The organism is Paenarthrobacter sp. NPDC089714 (genome assembly GCF_044748905.1).
GTDB lineage: Bacteria > Actinomycetota > Actinomycetes > Actinomycetales > Micrococcaceae > Arthrobacter.
The window spans coordinates 21665-39665 of record NZ_JBIVGX010000003.1 but is presented as its reverse complement, the minus strand read 5'-3'; the positions used below and the strand labels follow the sequence as shown (position 1 = coordinate 39665).

19 protein-coding genes and 2 tRNA genes are annotated in these 18001 nt (G+C 63.5%); 12 read left to right on the top strand and 9 right to left on the bottom strand.

Annotation, left to right across the window (positions count from 1 at the left end):
- Positions 1-61: 61 nt before the first annotated feature.
- Positions 62-1072 (bottom strand): hypothetical protein, encoded by a 1011-nt coding sequence (locus tag ACIPY3_RS06840; protein ID WP_400331760.1) that lies wholly within the window; start codon positions 1070-1072, stop codon positions 62-64.
- A gap of 107 nt (positions 1073-1179) precedes the next feature.
- On the opposite strand from ACIPY3_RS06840, the gene pepN reads away from it, so the two are divergent.
- Together pepN and ACIPY3_RS06830 are read left to right on the top strand one after the other, a co-directional pair.
- Positions 1180-3780 (top strand): aminopeptidase N, encoded by a 2601-nt coding sequence (pepN, locus tag ACIPY3_RS06835; RefSeq protein WP_400332593.1) that lies wholly within the window; start codon positions 1180-1182, stop codon positions 3778-3780.
- Between the two features lie 52 nt (positions 3781-3832).
- Complete coding sequence (locus ACIPY3_RS06830; protein ID WP_400331757.1) at positions 3833-4312, top strand: OsmC family protein; 480 nt, start codon at positions 3833-3835, stop codon at positions 4310-4312.
- On the opposite strand, the gene ACIPY3_RS06825 is transcribed toward ACIPY3_RS06830, so the two are convergent.
- Positions 4309-5304 (bottom strand): NAD-dependent epimerase/dehydratase family protein, encoded by a 996-nt coding sequence (locus ACIPY3_RS06825; protein WP_400331755.1) that lies wholly within the window; start codon positions 5302-5304, stop codon positions 4309-4311. The genes ACIPY3_RS06830 and ACIPY3_RS06825 overlap by 4 nt on opposite strands.
- 87 nt (positions 5305-5391) lie before the next feature.
- Between ACIPY3_RS06825 and ACIPY3_RS06820 the strand changes: the two genes are divergently transcribed.
- Both ACIPY3_RS06820 and ACIPY3_RS06815 read left to right on the top strand, forming a co-directional pair.
- Entirely contained in the window at positions 5392-6090 is a 699-nt protein-coding gene (locus ACIPY3_RS06820) for a mechanosensitive ion channel family protein (RefSeq protein ID WP_400331752.1), read from the top strand.
- A gap of 1 nt (position 6091) precedes the next feature.
- Complete coding sequence (locus tag ACIPY3_RS06815) at positions 6092-6571, top strand: globin (RefSeq protein ID WP_400332590.1); 480 nt, start codon at positions 6092-6094, stop codon at positions 6569-6571.
- Here ACIPY3_RS06815 and ACIPY3_RS06810 read toward each other — a convergent pair.
- On the bottom strand, positions 6568-7245 hold the full coding sequence (locus tag ACIPY3_RS06810; protein WP_400331750.1) for a hypothetical protein: 678 nt from the start codon (positions 7243-7245) through the stop codon (positions 6568-6570). The two genes, ACIPY3_RS06815 and ACIPY3_RS06810, sit on opposite strands and share 4 nt — an antisense overlap.
- 63 nt (positions 7246-7308) lie before the next feature.
- Here ACIPY3_RS06810 and ACIPY3_RS06805 point away from each other — a divergent pair, with 63 nt between their 5' ends.
- The gene (locus ACIPY3_RS06805; RefSeq protein WP_400331748.1) at positions 7309-8214 is read left to right on the top strand and encodes an acyl-CoA thioesterase; all 906 of its coding nucleotides are present in this window, start codon (positions 7309-7311) and stop codon (positions 8212-8214) included.
- A gap of 75 nt (positions 8215-8289) precedes the next feature.
- Here the strand turns inward: ACIPY3_RS06805 and ettA are convergent, their stop codons facing one another.
- Together ettA and ACIPY3_RS06795 are read right to left on the bottom strand one after the other, a co-directional pair.
- Complete coding sequence (gene ettA, locus ACIPY3_RS06800; RefSeq protein WP_400269143.1) at positions 8290-9972, bottom strand: energy-dependent translational throttle protein EttA; 1683 nt, start codon at positions 9970-9972, stop codon at positions 8290-8292.
- Positions 9973-10029: 57 nt separating this feature from the next.
- Complete coding sequence (locus tag ACIPY3_RS06795) at positions 10030-10569, bottom strand: DUF6993 domain-containing protein (protein WP_400331745.1); 540 nt, start codon at positions 10567-10569, stop codon at positions 10030-10032.
- An 86-nt stretch (positions 10570-10655) separates the two neighbouring features.
- On the opposite strand from ACIPY3_RS06795, the gene ACIPY3_RS06790 reads away from it, so the two are divergent.
- Positions 10656-11102, top strand: a complete 447-nt coding sequence (locus ACIPY3_RS06790) for an SRPBCC domain-containing protein (protein WP_400331743.1) — start codon at positions 10656-10658, stop codon at positions 11100-11102.
- A gap of 44 nt (positions 11103-11146) precedes the next feature.
- On the opposite strand, the gene ACIPY3_RS06785 is transcribed toward ACIPY3_RS06790, so the two are convergent.
- Positions 11147-11219 (bottom strand) — tRNA-Arg (locus ACIPY3_RS06785).
- Positions 11220-11443: 224 nt separating this feature from the next.
- Between ACIPY3_RS06785 and ACIPY3_RS06780 the strand changes: the two genes are divergently transcribed.
- A complete protein-coding gene (locus tag ACIPY3_RS06780) occupies positions 11444-12025 on the top strand; it encodes a single-stranded DNA-binding protein (protein WP_400331740.1) in 582 nt (193 codons plus the stop codon).
- 57 nt (positions 12026-12082) lie between these two features.
- The gene (locus tag ACIPY3_RS06775; protein ID WP_400331737.1) at positions 12083-12793 is read left to right on the top strand and encodes a DNA alkylation repair protein; all 711 of its coding nucleotides are present in this window, start codon (positions 12083-12085) and stop codon (positions 12791-12793) included.
- Here the strand turns inward: ACIPY3_RS06775 and mptB are convergent.
- Positions 12786-14342, bottom strand: a complete 1557-nt coding sequence (gene mptB, locus ACIPY3_RS06770; RefSeq protein WP_400331734.1) for a polyprenol phosphomannose-dependent alpha 1,6 mannosyltransferase MptB — start codon at positions 14340-14342, stop codon at positions 12786-12788. The two genes, ACIPY3_RS06775 and mptB, sit on opposite strands and share 8 nt — an antisense overlap.
- Positions 14343-14491: 149 nt before the next feature.
- On the opposite strand from mptB, the gene orn reads away from it, so the two are divergent.
- The 4 genes from orn (at position 14492) to ACIPY3_RS06750 (ending at position 16870) form a co-directional block, all read left to right on the top strand.
- Positions 14492-15127 (top strand): oligoribonuclease, encoded by a 636-nt coding sequence (gene orn / locus ACIPY3_RS06765; protein WP_400331731.1) that lies wholly within the window; start codon positions 14492-14494, stop codon positions 15125-15127.
- A gap of 130 nt (positions 15128-15257) precedes the next feature.
- A tRNA-His gene (locus tag ACIPY3_RS06760) sits at positions 15258-15333 on the top strand.
- Positions 15334-15463: 130 nt separating this feature from the next.
- On the top strand, positions 15464-16036 hold the full coding sequence (gene def, locus ACIPY3_RS06755; RefSeq protein WP_400331729.1) for a peptide deformylase: 573 nt from the start codon (positions 15464-15466) through the stop codon (positions 16034-16036).
- Positions 16037-16039: 3 nt separating this feature from the next.
- Positions 16040-16870, top strand: a complete 831-nt coding sequence (locus ACIPY3_RS06750; protein ID WP_400331726.1) for an acyltransferase domain-containing protein — start codon at positions 16040-16042, stop codon at positions 16868-16870.
- On the opposite strand, the gene ACIPY3_RS06745 is transcribed toward ACIPY3_RS06750, so the two are convergent.
- Together ACIPY3_RS06745 and ACIPY3_RS06740 are read right to left on the bottom strand one after the other, a co-directional pair.
- Positions 16855-17655, bottom strand: a complete 801-nt coding sequence (locus tag ACIPY3_RS06745; RefSeq protein ID WP_400331723.1) for an HNH endonuclease family protein — start codon at positions 17653-17655, stop codon at positions 16855-16857. The genes ACIPY3_RS06750 and ACIPY3_RS06745 overlap by 16 nt on opposite strands.
- A gap of 116 nt (positions 17656-17771) precedes the next feature.
- Complete coding sequence (locus ACIPY3_RS06740; protein ID WP_387437088.1) at positions 17772-17981, bottom strand: hypothetical protein; 210 nt, start codon at positions 17979-17981, stop codon at positions 17772-17774.
- Positions 17982-18001 lie beyond the last annotated feature (20 nt).

Sequence of the window (18001 nt, the reverse complement as noted above, 5' to 3'; positions counted from 1 at the left end):
CAGCACTGGGCAACTGCACAGCATTGGCCAAGGCGCGGCGGGGAGGGATGCGTTACCTAGGTTACCGCGAGCCCGGTTGCTGGGGCTGCCCGTCCTGGTGTGCCCGTTCGGCAGCGCGGTTGAGGATACCGGCGAGTTTGTCCGCGGCAACCGATGTACCGGCGCTCAGTGCCACCCGTCCACCGTTGAGCCTTCGAACGACGACGGCCGGCCCGCTGCTGACCAGCATGGCGGTGGCGCCTTCGTGGTGTCGCCAGCCCCAACCGCCGTAGTCAGCAGCCTTGACGTCGGTGGGAGCCGCCGCGGCAATATCGACGGCGGGAACGTTCAGTACGGGGACCAGGCCACCGGCGAATACCTGCAGCCCTCCCCTGTCCGCACGGACGCGTGCGAACAGGAAGCCGGCGCCTACCAGTCCCGCCGCTGCCAGCAAGGCCCCCAGCCATGGAATGGCTACTGCGATCAAAGCGGCCGGGAAGAGCGCGGAGATGATGATCATGATGAAGACCGAACTCCGGGCGTGAACCCACATCCGGAGCGTGTCCCGGGCCAGATCGGGATCGGCAGCACGCAGGCGTTCGGCTTCGAGCGCGTGGTCATCCTCCTGCGTCCACCGGGGATCCGGCTTGAAGGCAAACATCATCACCACACCCAGCGCGAGCGCGGCGCCACTGCCCATCGCCAAAACGATCGGGTCGACATGTGACAACCTCGCGTCGCCGACTCCGGACTGCCCCACAAGGCCCGCCGCCAGGACCGTGGTGATGAACAGGCTGACCATCAGCCCCAGTCCCATCATGACGCGGCGCATGACTACGGGCCGCGAGATGGGAACGGACTGGAGGAAGGCGACCCAACCGCAGAGGACGATGAGTCCTGCGCCGCCCGCCACATAGGCTCCGAACGGCGCGAACGAACTGCCGCCGTCGGCGTTCCACATCACGGCGACGGGATCCGGAAGGCTGTTCCGCAACATTTGGGCGCACACCACGAATCCCACGGCAAGCAGCAGCGGAAAGGCCAGCGCGAACCGAAGTGCGCGGGTGTCGAGCGAATCCCGGAACGTTCCCATGCTTAAACGCTACTCCGTGGTGGCGACACTGTGCGGACTCCTCCTTGCCAACAAGCTTGCCAACAAGCGACAGAGTGAAAGAATGGCTTCACACCAGCGACCGGATCATGATCCCGGCCGGCCACCCCAATCTTCTGGAGGCACACTTGCCAGGCCTTAACCTGACCCGCGACGAAGCCGCGAAGCGCGCGGAACTGCTCAACGTCGAGTCCTACAACGTCACCCTGGACCTGACCAAGGGCGCCAAAGTCTTCGGATCCACCACCGTGGTGCGCTTTTCCGCGCAGGCTGGATCATCAACATTCATCGACGCCATTACGGACGCAGTCCACAGCGTGACGCTGAACGGAATCGAACTGGAACCATCCGACGTCTCAGACGGAGTGCGCATCCAGCTCCCCAACCTCGGCGAAGAGAATGAACTCACCATCGTTGCCGACGCACCGTATATGAATACGGGCGAGGGCCTCCACAGGTTCGTTGACCCGGTTGACGGGGAGGTGTACCTCTACACGCAATTCGAGGTTCCGGACTCCCGGCGGATGTTTGCCGTTTTCGAACAGCCGGACCTCAAGGCAAGCTTCACGTTCACCATTACAGCGCCATCCCACTGGGACGTGGTGTCCAACTCCCCCACTCCGACGCCTGTGCAGGCAGACGCGGGCGAGGACGGCGCGGCCCGGTCGGTGTGGGAATTCGCCCCCACGCCACGGTTGTCCTCCTACGTCACCGCGTTGATCGCCGGACCCTACCAGTCCGTCCGTTCCCAGGTCACAAGCTCCGACGGCCGCGTTGTGCCGCTGGGCGTCTTTGCCCGCAAGTCACTCATGCAATACCTGGACGCGGAGAACATCTTCGAGCTGACCCGGCAAGGGTTCGAGTTCTTCGAGGCCCAGTTCGGCTGCCCCTACCCGTTCGAAAAGTACGATCAGCTCTTCGTCCCCGAATTCAACGCCGGAGCCATGGAAAACGCCGGCGCCGTGACCATCCTGGAGGGCTACGTCTTCCGCGGCAAAGTCACCGAAGCGCAGGTTGAGCGGCGCGCCATCACGGTGCTGCACGAACTGGCGCACATGTGGTTCGGCGACCTGGTGACCATGCGCTGGTGGAACGATCTCTGGCTGAATGAGTCGTTTGCCGAATACATGTCCCACCTTGCGGCCGTGGAAAACACTGAGTTTGACCGTGCATGGACCACCTTCGCCTCGGTGGAGAAGTCCTGGGCCTACCGGCAGGACCAGCTTCCCACCACGCACCCGATCTTCGCCGAGATCAACAGCCTGCAGGACGTGGAGGTCAACTTCGACGGCATTACCTACGCCAAGGGCGCCTCCGTGCTCCGCCAACTGGTGGCGTGGGTGGGACCCGGACAGTTCATGGCCGGTGTGCGGGCGTACTTTGCCAAGCACGCGTGGTCCAACACGGAGCTCCAGGACCTCATGGTGGAACTCGAGGCCGCGAGCGGCCGGGACCTGGACCAGTGGGGCCGGTTGTGGCTGGAGACGGCAGGCGTCAACACCTTGGCGCCCGAGCTCACAGTCGACGCGGACGGAACCATCACGGGCTTTGCCATCCTGCAAACAGCCATCACCGAGCAGCCAACGCTGCGTCCGCACCGCCTGGCCGTGGGTTTCTACAACCTTGTGGACGGAAAGCTGGAGCGGATCCACCGTGAAGAGCTGGACGTCGACGGTGCGCGCACGGAAGTTCCTGGCCTGGTGGGACGCACCCGCCCGGACCTGGTGCTCCTCAACGACGACGACCTCGCTTACGCAAAGGTCCGACTGGATCCCGAATCCCTCGCAACAGCCAAGGCACACCTCAAGGACTTCGCCTCGAGCCTGCCACGGACGCTCGTGTGGGGTTCGGCCTGGGACGCTGCACGGGACGGCGAAACTCCTGCCCGCGGCTACGTGGACCTCATCCTGGCCAATATCGCCCACGAAACGGATTCCTCCGTGATCCTGGTCCAGCTCCGCCAGCTCGCCACGACGCTGACGTACTTCGTGGCCGCCGGGCACAAGCAGGAAACGGCCATTGCCGCTGCAGACAAGCTCTGGGAGCTCGCCTCCGTCGTGGAACCGGGATCCGACGCGCAACTGCAGTTCGCCAAGTCGTTTGCCCAGATCTCCCGCAGCGACACCCAGTTGGACCGTATCCAGGCCCTCCTGGAGGGAACGGAAACGTTGGCGGGACTCACCATCGACCAGGACATGCGGTGGGAACTGCTGACGGCTTTGGTTGCCGGTGGCCGCCAGGGACAGGAACGCATCGACGAAGAGCTGACACGGGACAACACGTCCAACGGCCAGAACGCCGCCGCACAAGCCAAAGCAGCCATTCCCACCCCGGAGGCCAAGGAAGCCGCTTGGGACTCGATCGTGGTCAAGGGAGAGCTCTCCAACGCCCTGCAGGCTTCGGCGGTGGCCGGCTTCATGCGGGTACCTGACACGGCCCTCCTTGAACCCTTCGCGGAGAAGTACTTCGAGGCGGTCCCTGGAATCGTCAAGGAACGTACACACGCGCTGGCACAGCAGATCGTGGTGGGCCTCTATCCTGCCCAGTTGACCACCCAGGCCACGGTCGACCGGACGGACGCGTTTCTTGCCGAACTCCCCGAGGACAGCGCCGCCTTGCGCCGCATGATGCTGGAGAACCGCGACGCCGTGGCGCGGGCACTGCGTGCCCGGGCTGCCGACGTCGGCTAAGGTCCGCCACGGTCCGTGCGGACAGTCTCCGGCCGCTGGCTAGACTGTCCGCATGGCCCTCAATGAACACCACTACGCGCTGACCGTCCGGTGGACCGGAAACCTCGGGGACGGCACGTCCACCTACCGCGGGTACTCACGGGACCATGATGTGGAGATCCCTGGTTTGCCCACGCTCCGCGGCTCGTCGGACCCCACCTTCCACGGAGACCGGACACGCTACAACCCGGAACAACTTCTCCTGGCTGCACTTTCGCAGTGCCACATGCTGTCCTTCCTGCACGTGGCCGTCAAGCACGGCGTGGTGGTGACCGCCTACGAGGACAACGCCGAAGGGCTCATGAAGCTCAACCGCGATGGCAGCGGCCAATTTGAGAACGTGACGCTGAAGCCACGTGTCACCCTGGCCGATCCGGCCCACGAAGAGCTGATGCCGCAACTGCACCATGAGGCCAACCAGGTCTGCTTCATCGCCCGCAGCGTCAACTTCCCGGTGCTGCACCGGCCAACCACGACGCCGGCAGTGGACTAAGGCGCTTCGGCCCGCCAGAGTGACACGAGACTGCGTTCGGTGTCCGGTGTGAGTCCGGCCCTGCGGTCGCGGTCCAGGCCCCTGGCGCGTTCGTCCGAGAGCGTGTCACCGAGCGTCTCCTGCCACGGCCGGAGGATCATTCCTTGGGCGATGGCCGCCGCGTTGCTCCGGGCCTGGAATCCTTCGTGGCCAGGCGGAAGCCAGAGTGGAAGTGAGTCGGGGCCGGCCCAGTAGGCTACGCCGTGGTCCACGAGCCATTGCTCCGGCACTGATTCCAGTTCCGCCGGGTTGCCGGCCACACGTTGTGATTCCGTGACGTAGTGACCAAACGGCACCACGTCACCCATGGCGTTGTACGTTCCGGCCAGCCCGCGTCCTGCCGACTGCAGGATCCAGGCCGCCAGGTCCCGCACATCGATGATCTGTGTAGCGGCGGCTGGGATGTCCGGAACCAGGACGGGTTGGGTGTTTGCCGCCAACCTCGCGGGCCAATATCCGTACCTGTCCGAGGGGTCCCCGGGTCCGCCGATGAGGCCGGCCCGGACGATGTGGGCTTTCTCCCCTGCCAAGGCACGGGTCATGTGCTCAATCGCCGACTTGGACTCTCCGTACGTTTCCGGGCTGCCGGATTGGCCCGCCGGAAGGGGTTCAAGCAGTGGAGCGCTCTCATCGGCCCCCGGAACAGAATGGTCTGCATATACCGAACAACTCGAAACGAAGGTCCAGTGGCCGGCGTCCGGCCCCAACGCCTCCAGCGCCGTCTTCGCCTGGACGGGGTCGCGTGAAACGTCAATCACCGCGTCCCACTGCCCGGAGACGTCCGCAAAAGCTGCCGCGCCCTTGGAGCGATCGGCCCGCACCCAGCTGACGCCGTCGGGCGCTGCTGCCGACGTGCCCCGTGCCAGGCAGGTGACGTGGTTCCCGGAGGCCGCGGCCTGACGGGCGATTTCGGCGGAGAGGAAGGCGGTACCGCCCAGAACCAGGATGCGCATGCGGCCACGCTACGACGCTAGTGTTGGTAGTGGACACAGTGTTCTGCGCCAGGCGAACACGGGCCGACCACAAGGAGCTATTGGACCTTGACCTTCATTCCCCCCATGGAAACCCTCACCATCGAGCCGGAAAAGATCGACTACGTCTCGATCCTCATTACAGTGGGCGTTGGCCTGCTGGTGTGGACCGTGGCGCGCTTCATCATCCTGCGGATCACCCGAAGGGTTGCCGCCGGCAGCTCGCTCTTCAAGAAGCCGCACTTCAAGTGGGTCCAACCCGCCATCCGGGCGCTTGACCACGAACGGCGGTCCCAACGTGCGCAAACCATTGGTTCGCTGCTGACCAGCCTGGTGAGCGTCATTGTGGTGGTCATCGTGATCATCTACGTCCTGAAATACATGAACGTGGATGTCGCTCCCCTGCTGACCAGCGTGGGCATCCTGGGCGTGGCCATCGGTTTCGGTGCCCAGCAGTTGATCCGTGACTTCCTCGCGGGCATTTTCATCACCATTGAGGACCAGTACGGGATCGGCGATGTGATCGTGACCAGCGAAGTGATCGGCACGGTCGAGTCGGTGGGTCTGCGCATCACCCGTGTACGGGCCGAAGACGGAGCCATCTGGTATCTGCGCAACGGCGAAATCCTGCGGGTAGGCAACCGGTCCCAGGGCGACTACGTCCCGTTGGATGCACCCACGCCCGATGATGACAACCAAGACGCCAAAGTACCTGCCGGAGCAGCAACGGGTTCCGCCCAGAAGCCTGAGGAGAAGGCCAGTGAATGACATGACCGCCGGACGCGAACCGGCATCGACGCCAGCATCCCCGCAGGCCGGTGAACGCCCCCAGTTGATGCGCAACGATCCCTTCAGCCAGCCTGCCTACACGGACAGTTTCTACGACGCCGTGGGTGGACACCAGACGTTCGTGAAGCTCATCGATGTGTTTTACGACGGCGTTGCCGGGGATCCCTTGCTGCGGCCCATGTATCCTGAGGACGACCTGGAACCTGCCAAACGGCGCTTCCTCATGTTCCTCGAGCAGTACTGGGGTGGGCCAACCACCTACAGCGAGGAGCGTGGCCACCCCCGCCTCCGGATGCGCCACATGCCGTTCAGGGTCACCCCGGAAGCGAAGGACCGCTGGCTGTTCCACATGCGTGCGGCTGTGGATTCGCTCGGCTTGTCCCCACTGCACGAAGGCACGTTGTGGGATTACATGGAGCGGGCAGCGCTCACCATGGTGAACAGTCCCTCAGCCGTCTAGCCCTGGTTCTGGAAACCCAGGCCCGCGCCAGTGCGGACCAGCACGTGACCGCGCGGGCCACTGAGGCGGAACCACCTGCCGTTGCGGAACAGTTGCTGTTCCCCGTCGCCCAGGAACCCCAGGGCGAAAGCCGCAAAGGCAGCGCCGGCAGGGATGCCTTCCCGGCCGGGCAGGCTGCGGCTCCAAACCGCCGCACGCGCAGAATTGACGACGGCGGCACCCGCCATGGCGGGCACAACACCGGCCACTTCCGCGATTCCGGCCTCAGCGGCGGCCTTCAATTCTGCATCCGAAACCGGGCCTTGCGCCTCCCAGCCGCTCCTTGGGGCACCGACACCTGCCCACGACTCGGAAACGGTGGACGGTGGGATGGGCAGGTCCACGTCGACTGCGCTGGAACGGGCAAGCCGGTCCAGGACGGACGCGAGCGTCACCGTGACATCCGCCTGCGCCTGCTCGGCCAATGCCATGGTTCGCAGGCCCAAAATGGTTGGCGTCGCCTCACCGAGGATCCGGGGCCGCAGGACGCAAACATAGGCGGCCAGCACCTGGCCTGCTGCCTGCAGCCGGATGGCGCCGTCGTCGATGCTCTTGGCACGCGTCACGTAGGTGCGCAGATCGCTGAGATCGCGGGGGTCGGCAAAGCGGAAGGACTGGGTCAAGACGTCTGTCACATCAACGACTCTACCGGCATGTCCGCGGTTGAGAGGGGTCAGGGGGCCGTCTAGAGTCGAACCATGACTGAGACGAACGCGGGCCTTGAAGCTGAGGCCCCCTCCGGAGATCCCATGGAAGTGCTGATCGATCTGCTGGATTTGGGCGACTTCGACGGAGCCCGCACCACCGAGGACATCTTCCTGGGCCCGTCCCAGAAGCAACCCCGGCACCGCGTCTTTGGTGGACAGGTACTGGCCCAGTCCATGATGGCGGGGATGCGGACCGTGGACCCCGGGCGCGTTGCCCACTCCATGCACGGCTATTTCCTGCGCCCCGGAGACGCCAACAAACCCATCACTTTTGGCGTGGAGCGGCTTCGGGACGGCCGGTCCTTCTCCGCCCGCCGGGTGCACGCCTACCAGGACGGCGTGCCGATTCTCTCGATGATCGCGTCCTTCCAGGTCCAGGACGACGGCCTGGACCACCAAGCCGTCATGCCGGAAGGGATCCCGGATCCTGAATCGCTTCCGAGCACCGCAGAGTTGCTCTCCCGCTATGACCATCCCCTGGCCCGCCACATGTCCTCCGAACGCCCCTTCGATGTACGGCACGTCGACCCCGCACTGTACGTCTCACCGCCCACGGATCACGTGGCCACCAACGCTGTGTGGATGAAGACCATGGGACCCCTGCCGGACGATCCACAGCTGCACGTTGCTGCGTTGGCCTACGCGAGCGACTACACCCTGCTGGAACCGATCCTGCGGAAGCACGGCCTGGCGTGGATGACACCGGGCATGAGTGTGGCCAGCCTGGACCACGCCATGTGGTGGCACCGCCCGGTCCGGGTGGACGAATGGATGCTCTACGTCCAGGAGTCCCCCAGCGCCCAGGGAGCCCGCGGACTTTCCACGGGCCGGATCTTCAACCGCGACGGCGTGCACGTAGCCACCGTGGCGCAGGAAGGCATGGTCAGGATTCCCTGAGACGCTGGTTTCCGTCTTCCCCGGAACAACAAAACGGCCGCCCCTTCCGGGACGGCCGTTTTTGCTACCGGCGTTCTAGTCGCGGGTCAGGCGACGGTGGGTCACACGGTGCGGCTTCGCGGCGTCGGGGCCGAGGCGCTCAACCTTGTTCTCCTCGTAGGACTCGAAGTTGCCCTCGAACCAGTACCACTTGGAGGGGTTCTCGTCGTCGCCTTCGTAGGCCAGGATGTGCGTCGCCACCCTGTCGAGGAACCACCGGTCGTGGGAGACCACCACAGCGCAACCGGGGAAGTCGAGCAAGGCATTCTCAAGGCTGCTCAGCGTTTCCACGTCGAGGTCGTTGGTGGGTTCGTCAAGGAGCAGGAGGTTTCCGCCCTGCTTCAACGTCAAGGCCAGGTTGAGGCGGTTGCGCTCACCACCGGAGAGGACACCGGCCTTTTTCTGCTGGTCCGGACCCTTGAAGCCAAAGGCAGAAACGTAGGCACGCGAAGGCATTTCCACTTGGCCCACCTGGATGTGGTCCAGGCCATCGGAAACAACTTCCCACAGGGTCTTGTTGGGGTCGATGCCGCCACGGGACTGGTCAACGTAGGAAATCTTGACCGAGTCGCCGATCTTGAGGTCGCCGCCGTCGAGCGGTTCCATCCCCACAATGGTCTTGAACAGCGTGGACTTGCCCACACCGTTGGGACCGATGACGCCCACGATGCCGTTCCGGGGCAGGGAGAAGGACAGGTCTTCGATCAAGACGCGGTCGTCGAAGCCCTTCTTCAGGTCCTTGGCTTCGATCACCAGGTTGCCCAGGCGGGGTCCCGGCGGAATCTGGATTTCTTCGAAATCGAGCTTGCGGGTGCGCTCTGCCTCGGCTGCCATCTCCTCGTAGCGGGCAAGACGGGCCTTGGACTTGGTCTGGCGGCCCTTGGCGTTGGAGCGGACCCATTCCAGTTCCTCGGTGAGGCGCTTGGCGAGCTTGGCGTCCTTCTTGCCCTGGACCTCGAGGCGGGCCTTCTTCTTCTCCAGGTAAGTGGAGTAGTTGCCCTCGTAGGGGTACAGGTGTCCGCGGTCGACCTCGGCGATCCACTCAGCCACATGGTCAAGGAAGTAGCGGTCGTGGGTGACGGCCAGGACGGCCCCGGGGTACTTGGACAGGTGCTGTTCCAGCCACAGCACGCTTTCGGCGTCGAGGTGGTTGGTGGGTTCATCCAGGAGCAGCAGGTCCGGCTTCTGGAGGAGGAGCTTGCACAGCGCCACGCGACGACGCTCACCACCGGACAGGACGGTGACGTCCGAGTCGGCCGGCGGGCAGCGCAGTGCGTCCATCGCCTGCTCGAGCTGGGAATCGATGTCCCAGGCGTCGGCGGCGTCGATGGCTTCCTGGAGTTTGCCCATTTCCTCAAGGAGGGTGTCGTAATCGGCGTCCGGGTTGGCCATTTCTTCGGAGATCTCGTTGAAGCGCTGGATCTTGCCGTAGATTTCGCCTACGCCTTCCTGGACGTTGCCCAGGACCGTCTTTTCCTCATTCAGCGGCGGTTCCTGCAAGAGGATACCCACGGTGTAACCGGGGCTCAGGCGGGCCTCACCGTTGGAGGGAGTGTCCAGTCCGGCCATGATCTTGAGAATGGTGGACTTACCAGCACCGTTCGGGCCAACGACGCCGATCTTGGCACCGGGGAAGAACGACATGCTGACATCGTCCAGAATAAGTTTGTCGCCAACGGCCTTGCGGGCCTTGGTCATCGTGTAAATGAATTCCGCCATGCCGTTAAATCTAGTGGCTTGGCGGGCAGAACTCACATTCGGTCGAAGCGGGTGAAGCTATCTGGCGTCTCCGATGAAGCATTTTCCAGTGGCCAGGACAGGAAGTACCGTCACCACGACGGCACCATCACGGATCTGTCCCATGACGCAACTGCTCCCGGCAAGCGCCGCCGCCTCCATGGCATCGACATCGAGGCCCGTGGGAGTCCGGCCGGCGGACACCTCAACGTTGTTCTTTGGGATACCCGCGGCCACCAAGGCGGCCCGTACCGCTTCCTGGCTGGGCTTGGGGGTGGTGGAAACGAGGTTCTTGAGCGTAGTTTCCACGGTTTGGGCGGTTGCCGTCACAGCAGGATCGGCAGTTGTCCCCGCGGCCGTTGATGCCTGCGGGACGGTTGGCGATACGGCCTGGGCGGTGGCAGGCTGCGCTGGGTTGATGGTCTGCTGCGCGACAGTGCCGGCCGGCTGTGCCGGCGCGCAGGAGGTCAGTGCCGCAGCAACCACCAGCGAGGACAGCAAGACCCCGCCCAGCCGTTTGGACGTGTCGCTTTGCCGGTTCACTGTGCTCCCCCATTCATCACACAGCCATTCTGCCATTCCGCGGACGCCCCTTCGGGCGTAGCGTTGCCCTGACCTACGGGTTTGGACCAAACGGACGCATCTATGGACGAAGGAGGCGCACCGTGAACGCACAGATTCCGGATGCGGAAGCCACAGTGACGGTCGCGGCGGAGCGCGGGGACGTATGGAAGGCCCTGACCGACCCCGCCATCATCAGGAAGTACTTCCTTGGCACCAACGTGGAGACCACCTGGAAGGTGGGCGATCCCATCACCTACTCGGGTGAATACAACGGCAACTCCTACGAGGACAAAGGCGCCGTCCTGGAGTTCGAGCCCATGGAACGCGTGAAAACGACACACTTCAGCCCTTCAGCGGGATTGCCCGACGCTCCGGAAAACTACCACACCGTTGAGTATCGACTGGCGGACGCGGGTCAGGGAACGTCGGTAACCATCGTGCAGGGAAACAACAGGAGCACAGAGGAAGTGCAGCAGTCCACCGCCACATGGAGCATGGTGCTGCGGAACCTCAAAGAGCTTCTTGAGGCGGGGAAGCCGGGTCAATAAGCAACGATCCCCCGGAACTCGTGGTGAGTTCCGGGGGATGCTTGCGCCCCAGGAGGGAATCGAACCCCCGACCGGCGGATTAGAAGGCCGCTGCTCTATCCCCTGAGCTACTGGGGCGTACGGGATCGCCGGACAGCATGGGCTGTTTGGCGCCACAAAGAGTTTACAGTGCATTCCTTCCCCTGGCCGCCAGACGCGCGCCCCAGCCGGCACTGGCCCTCCACAGACGTCGGTTTGGGTCCGGTTATGCACATAGGGGCCCGAGGGAGTGCCTCGACGCTTGCGGCTGCCCGAAGCTGAAGGAGCCGGAAAGGCAATCTCCACTTCGGGAAGGACCGCAAATGAACGACGTCATCACCCTCCGCGGCTTTGTAGCTTCGGAAGTCAAGAGTTCCACCACCATCCGCGGCACATCCACCGCTTCGTTCCGGCTGGGGACGACAGAGCGGCGCTACGACCGGGCAAACAACGCCTGGGTGGATGGCAATACCAATTGGTACACGGTACAGTCCTTCCGCTACTTGGCCGGGCACGTGGGCTGCAGCCTCAAAAAGGGCCAGCGCGTCATTGTGGTGGGCCGGCTGCGGCTCAGGCAATGGGAGCACGAGGGCAAGATCTACCACGTGGCCGAGGTGGATGCCGAGGCCGTGGGGCACGACCTCATGTGGGGCTCGGCGAACTTTACGCGGATGAGCGCAACTTCCCCGGCACCGGAGATGGCCCCAACGGATACCCGTCTGGACCTCGCAGCCGGGGCAACGGCTCCTCGGCCCGATGGCTCCAGCGAGGACTGGGAATCCGCCATGGACGGACCCACTCCCCCTGCAGACAGCGAAGACGCCGTTGGCAGGGAAGGATCCGAGGATCCGGACAGGATGCTGGTGAACACGGAGACCGGTGAGCTGGCGGACGCCGTGGCTTGATGCCTGGCCGGGCTACGCCCAAGGAACATGTGTGGTGTCCCGTCCTACAGTTGAGGCATGCACAACACCGAACTCCTTGAGGCGATCCGTTCAGCCCTCCGGTCGGCGGCGGACGCCGATCGTGGACGGGGCGCCCAGGCGTACATGAAGTCCGAGATGCCATCGCTGGGGGTGAGGGTCCCCGAAGTCCGCCGGATCACCAAAGAAGCCGCCAAACAGTTTCCGCTCGCGTCACCGGAAGATGTCCGTCGGGCAGTGCTGGAATTGTGGCGCAACGCGGAGGCCCGGGAGGAACGATACGCCGCCATCGACCTGACGGGTCTTCCGCTGGTGAAGGAAGATCTCGGCATGTTGCCCGTGTATGAGGAAATCATCAGGACCGGGGCTTGGTGGGACCTGGTGGACGGCGTTGCCCACCGTCTTGGAGCCCTGTTGTTGGCGCATCCGGAGATCATGAGGCCGCTGCTGGTCAAGTGGTCCGCAGACCAGGACATGTGGATTCGACGCTCTTCCATCACGGCGCAACTTGGCGCCAAAGCGAAGACTGACACCGCGTTGCTGTCCGTGGTCATCCAGGCCAATCTTGCGGATAAGGAATTCTTTATCCGCAAGGCCATCGGCTGGGCGCTGCGGGAGTTCAGCAAAACGGACCCCGCCTGGGTGAGGGCTTTCGCGGCCGAAAACGCTCCCGCGCTCAGTCCCCTTTCCACCCGGGAAGCACTGCGGCTGCTGTCCGCACGGCCAAGGGGCCAGGACGGCCTCAAATGATGGGGCGGAGCCCCGGCTCGTCACGCTTGCGGAACAGGCTCTTGGTCTTGGGGTCCACAAAGATCAGGTAGACGGCAAAGAGCAACGCGATGATGGCTGCGGCGTTCCGGGCCAGGGTCAACGCCAAGCCAAGATCTTCGCTCTGCAGGTACGGGAAGACGTCCAATTGGTCGGAGATGGCGTAGACCATGAAGAAGGAAACCACAAAATACACCGCCTTGACCTGCCAGTCGTTGCGGATCCCGGTCACGGCAAACAGCGGAATCAGCCACACGACGTACCAGGACTGGATCATGGGTGCCAGCAGCACGATGGCAGCGAAGGCCAAAGTGAGACGGCGCATCAGCCGGTCGTAATCGCCGCGGAACACCAGCCACCCCACAGCAACAAGCATCAGGAGCTTTCCGGCGTCGTAAACCCACTTGGCCATGCCCCAGCCATCAAGTCCGAAGACGTTGAAGATGGAAGCCACAATCAATCCGATCAGGCCGATGGGGGCATACCAGATCCACACGCTGCCCGGGGCGGACAGGCCCTTGATCCAACCGAAGCCGTAGCCGTTCACGAGGCCCATGGCGTAAAGGATGCCCAGGGTCAGGGCCGCCGTCAGGAACCAGAACAGGAACTTCCGGGGCCAGGATGCTCCCTTGCCCGCCCACAACAATCCAATGAACGGCAGGAACACGACGGTGATCGGCTTGACCGAGATGGAAAGGGCCACCAGCGCGATACCGAGGACCACTCTGCGGGTTGCGCAGTAATACAATCCGGCAAGTGCCAATCCGATCATCAGGGCATCGTTGTGGACGCTCGCAATGAAGTTGGTCAGGAACAAGGGGTTTGCCGCAGTCAGCCACAGTGCGCGGTGCGGGTTCACTCCGTGGAGTTCAGCCAGTTTGGGGACGTAGATGATGCAAAGAATGACGCCTGCCACCGCCACGAGCCGGAACAGCATAATGCAGGCTTCAGGTTGGACATTCGTCACCCAGACAACGAATTGTTCGATCCACAGGAACAACTGCCCGTACGGAACGGGCGCCTCGGTCCACATTTTGTCGGCGCCCAGTTGGAAGTAGTTGGGCAGGGCGGAGATGCCATTCTCATAGGGGTTGATCCCCTCGACCATGAGGCGGCCCTGGCCAATGTAGGCATACACATCCCTGCTGAAGAGGGGAACCGTGAACATCATGGGCAGGCCCCAGGCCACCACGGCCTTCAGGGTAGCCTTGCGGGCTTCCAACCCCCACACCCTGACGCGCTGGCCAAGCCTTAGCCATGCCCTGACCAACAACATTCCACCGATGGCCAGAAGGACGATTGACAGCCCAACACCAAGGCCCTCGGTCCGCATCCAAATAAACAGCGGCAGCCGCCTCAATTCCGATACCGGCGCGAGCCAACCGACTCCCAGGGAACCGAAGACGAGGAACATGGATCCGATGAAACCGGCGATGAGCGGGGAACGGGGGTTATCCACCTCGGCTGCTGCGGTCCCCACGGGCGCCGCAGCTCTCCCGGCCTTCTGGGCGGCGGGTACGGGCACCGTCATGTGGTTTCATCCAATCGTTTGCCCGTTGATGTTTCGGGACGGAATTACGAATCTCTGGAGGTGGGTCACAGCAGGAAGAAATGACACTGCCGTGCCCAAAAATCGTACCATCGGAGCACTGGCAGGAACCTGACCGATAGGCTGGGCGCGTGCCTATTACTAATGAACGCATCGTCTGGATCGACTGCGAAATGACCGGACTGGACCTCGTCAACGACGCCTTGATCGAAGTAGCGGCGCTCGTGACCGACTCCGAGCTCAACATTCTTGGCGATGGCGTGGATGTCGTCATCAAACCTGACGACGCAGCGCTGGAACAGATGAACGACTTCGTCCGCGACATGCATACACGCTCCAAGCTCCTTGACGAACTCCCCCATGGCAAAACGATGGCCGAGGCCGAAGCCCTGGTGTTGGAGTACATCGAGAAATGGGTTCCGGATCCCCGCAAGGCGCCGCTTGGCGGCAACTCCGTGGGCACCGACCGCATGTTCCTCGCGCGCGACATGCCCAACGTGATTGAACACCTGCATTACCGCGTCATCGATGTCAGCACCATCAAGGAACTCTCCCGCCGCTGGTTCCCACGCGCCTACTTCCAAGCACCGGCGAAGCATGGTGGCCACCGGGCCCTCGGTGACATCAAGGACTCCATCGACGAACTCCGGTACTACCGCGAAGCTGTCTTTGTGCCTGCCCCCGGACCGGACACCGCTACCGCGCAGCGCATTTCCAAGGAGACGACAGCCTCGGCAGAGACCCTCAAGGCCGCCGACGACGTGTGATCTGCGTCATTTTTTGGGGTTTTTTCGGTGAAACCGGCAAAAGTGGACTTTGAACCCCCAAACAGCAGGTAAGCTGTTTGTCGTTGCCTTCACGGAAAGCCGGTCAAACGGTCAGACCAAGAGGCGCATGGTGGGCGTAGCTCAGTTGGCAGAGCGCCTGGTTGTGGTCCAGGAGGTCGCGGGTTCAACCCCCGTCGCTCACCCCACCGGGATTGGCTGGAAAGCCGGTTCCCAAAGGCCGCACCGGATATCCGGTGCGGCCTTTGTTTGTTGGTCCGCTGGTGGTTCCTGCCGGAGTCACCAGGGGTCGCAGCCACTGACTAAGGAAGTACAGACATGACGGTCCTGCCAATCACCATCTGGGGCGAGCCTGTCCTCCACCGCCGGGCCAGCGAAGTGGACGTCTTTGACGACGAACTCCGCCAGCTGATCTCGGACATGTTCGAAACGAATGACGCCGCAAACGGGGTTGGCCTGGCAGCACCCCAGGTCGGAGTGGGCAAGCGGATCTTCGTCTACAAGTACGCCAACGATGACGACGCGCCGGACCAAGGCGTCCTGGTCAACCCTGTCCTGACCCTGTCCAAGGTGTCGGGCGCCCTTCCGGATCCCGAGGAGCATGTTGAAGGGTGCTTGTCCTTTCCCGGTGAGCACTACCCTCTCCAGAGGGCCGAGTGGGCCCGCGTCCAGGGCTTCGACGGCGACGGAAAACCTGTTGAGTTCGAGGCAACGGGCTGGTTCGCCCGCGTCATGCAACACGAGTTCGACCATCTGGACGGCAAGCTGTACGTCAACCGCCTCGTGGACCGCTATGCGAAGAAAGCCATGAAGCAGGCGAAGAAGAGCGGCTGGGGAGTCCCGGGGCTGACCTGGATGCCCGGGGTCGACCCCGATCCGTTCGGGCACTAACCCATGGCAACCGGAGACCGCGCGGAGCTGTTCCAACTCCTCGACATCACAGGCGAGGATGCGCGGGAATGCGCGGACCTGCTTGCGGCAACTCCGGGCCCCGGCGTCCAGCAGGCTCTCGAGGCGCTGCAGGCCAGGCTGGGAACCTTCCCCTCGGACAGCGTCATCTCCAACGGACCCACGGAGTCCGAATGGATTACTGCGTTGCTCCGGTTCGCGCCTTTGGTGCATTCCTATCATCTCGGCTTGGCCATTACTCCTGAGGTGTCAGCCGCGTCCCTGGCGGACGTGGGACTCCAACTGCGCATCAACAGGCGTGTCCACGGCCGGTTTGGGCTGGACACCTGGGCCTGGTTGACCCTGCACATGGCGGGGAATCTCTTCCGGCTGGGAAGGCTGCAGTTTCACTTGGTCCGACGGCAGTCACCCGAGGCTGAAGACGGGCAGGAAAGGTCTTGGGTGCTGGGCGTCCACATTCCCGAGGCCGGGGCTCTCGCGCCAGCCGCCGTTGACGCCAGTTTCAGGGACGCGAAATTGTTCTTCGCCGGCCATTTTCCCGACAAGCCCATTGCAACAGCCACTTGCGAGTCATGGATGCTTGATCCCTACCTGGCGAACCACCTTCCGGAGAGCAACATCGCGTCCTTCGCCAGGCGTTTCACCTTGGACCGCTGCACGGACGCACCCACCGATGCCGTCTACTTCACGTTCCGGCACCGTGGGCTCGAAGGCTTGGACGCACTGCCACGCGAAACCTCACTGCAGCGCTTGGTTCTGGAGAGGATCGACGACGGCGGCACCTGGCAACTGGGGCATGGTCACCTTTCGTTGTAAATGGCCTGCTGCTCCGGACACGAGGCCAGGACACGCTTCATCGCGTCCTTCTCGGCCTGTGTGACCCACAGCTTGTAAGCCGTTTTCACCGATATTTGCCGGGCCACATAATGGCAACGGAAGTTCTTGTTGGGCGGCAGCCAGGTTGCGGCGTCCCCTGCGCCCTTCTTGACGTTTGCGGGTCCGTCAGCGGCAATCAGGTTCAGCGGATCGTTGGCCAGCATCTGGCGTTGCTGGGCAGACAACTCCTTGGCCCCCTTCTGCCAGGCGTCGGCCAGCGCCACCACGTGGTCGATCTGGAGGAGTGAACTGGTGTCCTGGCCCCTCCGGAACGACACAAACGCGCCAGTGTAGGGCTCCTGGATTTCTCCCGCGGCGATTTTGCAGGTGGAACCAGTGGTGAACTCGACGCCTGCGAGATCGCGGCGGAGGATATCGTTCCTGGTGTCGCAGCCGTTGCGGTCAACATCCAGCCAGGCCTGGCCGAAAGCGGTGCGGTCATAGTCGCTCTTCGACGACCTGCCCTTCACCTCGAGCTGGTCCAGGGCCTCAGACGCTTTCTGGGCCTGGACGCGGACGGCGCCCGGGAGCGGCTTCATCCAGGCGGCGTCAAAGACGGGCGCCTCCGTTGGGCCTGCGACCCACGGGCCCACAGCATCGAACTGCCCGGCGGTGAAAAACCACGTCAGTCCACCCACCACGGTGGCGGCCAGCAGCCCCAGGATGGCCCAGGCTTGCCGGGACCGGCGTCGGGCACGCTTGTAGGCAGACCACGTGATACTCAAGGGGCTCCGTTCTATCGGGGTGACGTTGCCCTTCGAGCGTAGGACAAAACACCGACAACGAAGCCGCTGTCCACAGTGTGCAGGGAGAGTCACACGGTGGATCGAGGATAGCTGGCCTATTGCTCGCGCATCACCCGCTGCAGGTCCTCGGCTGCCACTGCCAGGAGTCCCCGCAATTGCTCAACGCGCTCGTCCGTGACATCGCCGGCAGCATTGGCCGCGACGGCCTGGTCCAGCAGTTTCTGTGCCTGCTTGTGGTTGGCCTTGGCCACGTCCAAGGCGTGTTCAAGCGTGGTTTCGTGCTCCAACGTAGATTCATTTTCCATGACCCCATTGTGAGCAGGTT